This window comes from Wolbachia pipientis, assembly GCF_023661085.1.
Taxonomy (GTDB): domain Bacteria; phylum Pseudomonadota; class Alphaproteobacteria; order Rickettsiales; family Anaplasmataceae; genus Wolbachia.
In genome coordinates this window covers 1-1,912 of record NZ_JAHDJT010000158.1, presented here as the reverse complement: position 1 = coordinate 1,912, position 1,912 = coordinate 1, and the positions used below count along the sequence as shown (strand labels likewise).

1 protein-coding gene is annotated in these 1,912 nt (G+C 34.4%); it reads left to right on the top strand.

Translation table 11 applies throughout. The features are described 5' to 3' along the window. Positions 1-484: 484 nt before the first annotated feature. Positions 485-1,912 (top strand): ankyrin repeat domain-containing protein (locus DM84_RS05805; protein ID WP_250779041.1); only part of this gene is annotated, 1,428 nt, incomplete at its 3' end.

Genomic DNA, 1,912 nt, shown 5'->3' with positions numbered 1-1,912 from the left:
AAATAGAGAGTGGAATAACTAGCTACCTCGGGGTTTTATTGTCTTTTTTTCCTGTTTGGTAAATTTCTTAAATATTATAGCTTAGACTAGTTGCGTTTAAAAGCAGCTAAATTGCAGCGTTTAAGACATAAAAACGCCAATACTAAAAATAAATACTGACCAGGGCTTCTTTTGCCTTTTTTTCTCACCTGATAAATTTCTTAAATATTTATTACTAAAGTAGTATCCTAGATCCCAGTATCAAGCATTGGGATGACAAGGAGAGGGTACTGGGATGACAGGAGGAGGGGGCACTGGAATGATGGGAGAAGGAGCTACTGAGATGAGACCATTCTTTTTTCTGGATGCCAGCTTTTATCTACTTTGATAGGGAAATATAAGAAAGTTTTTATGGTTGATTTTTAGACAAAATATAGAATTTCGATAAATTTAACCTTTTTATGAAACTATACAGCAATGATAAATAAACTAAGAGAGAAGGGTTATGGTAATAGAGAAGGAAAAGTTTTTTGAAATAATAAAAAATGTCAGTGAGAGTAAAGATCTGAATGAGAATAATCTACTTGAAAAAATAAAAAATGAATTGCTCAAAAAAGATGAGGGAAAATATAGCACTTATAACGATTTAAGAATAGATAAGATGTTCAGTGTATTAGTAGACTCAGGCAAAATTGTAAATTATACATTGTTACATCTTGCTGTGGAATGTGAAAATGCAAGAGTGGTAGAATGCCTACTACAAAACAACAGAATAAAAGTTGATGAAACAATATATGAACTTGATGGGGCTAAGTCTAAGCTAACCGCTCTGCACATTGCTGCTTCGCACGGTTGTCAAGAGATAATACGGCTCTTACTAGATGCTAACGCAAACCCCCTACTAGAAAATAGTGAAGGCCTAACTCCAAGAGGGATGGTTTGTAATGTGCCAAACAAGGATGCTATAATAAAGATGTTAGAGAAAGGAGAAATACGCTATGCTACAAATCAATCTGAGGCGAGAGCTACGAGAAGACAAACTTATAGAAGCAGTAATACCTTATTACAGCCTAATAATAAAGCTTCAGAAGATTACAGAAATAATGAACAGACTTCTTCAAACTCAATCATTAATAAAAACAATACAAACAAAGTAGATGATACATTAGAAAGAGAACAGGCTCTAAGAGAAAGAGAGGCTAAAGCGCAACAGTTAAAAGAGGCAGAACAACCATTTGCCGCTAATCGGAAGCGTGTAAAGCAAGAGTATTTGCACAATCAATATCTAGAGCAGTGTGCTCTACATAATGGGGAACAGGATTCTTTAGATTTGACTACTGATGAAAGTAGTAGTAACGACAGTGGAATATATGTTTCTACAGAAGAAGCCCATGAAGATTTAGCAAAATATTTAGAAGAATATGAAGGAGATGTTGATGCAAAGGATGGCAATGGGCGTACCTTTCTACATTTTGCTGTTGAGATAAACAATGAGAAATCAGTAAAACTTTTGATAGCACGTGGAGCAGATGTTAATGCACAGGATAGAGATAAAAGGATCCCTTTACATTTTGCTGTTGCAGAGAACAATGAGGAACTAGTAGAGCTTTTGATAGAACATGGAGCAAATGTTGATGCGCAAAATAAAGATGGACTGACTCCTTTGCACTACGCTGTTGCGGCTAGAAATAAGGAATTAGTAAAACTTTTGATAGAACATCAAGCAAATATTGATGTACAGGGCAAAGATAAACGCACCCCTCTATATTTTGCTGCTAAACGTGGTTATGTAGAGATTATAGAATGTTTAGTAGATAGCGGAGCAAGCGTTAATACACAAGATAAAGATGGATATACTCCTTTATATTTTATTAATGAATATATAAAAATTATAAAATCTCTAAAATTAGAAAAATCTGAGATTACATATATC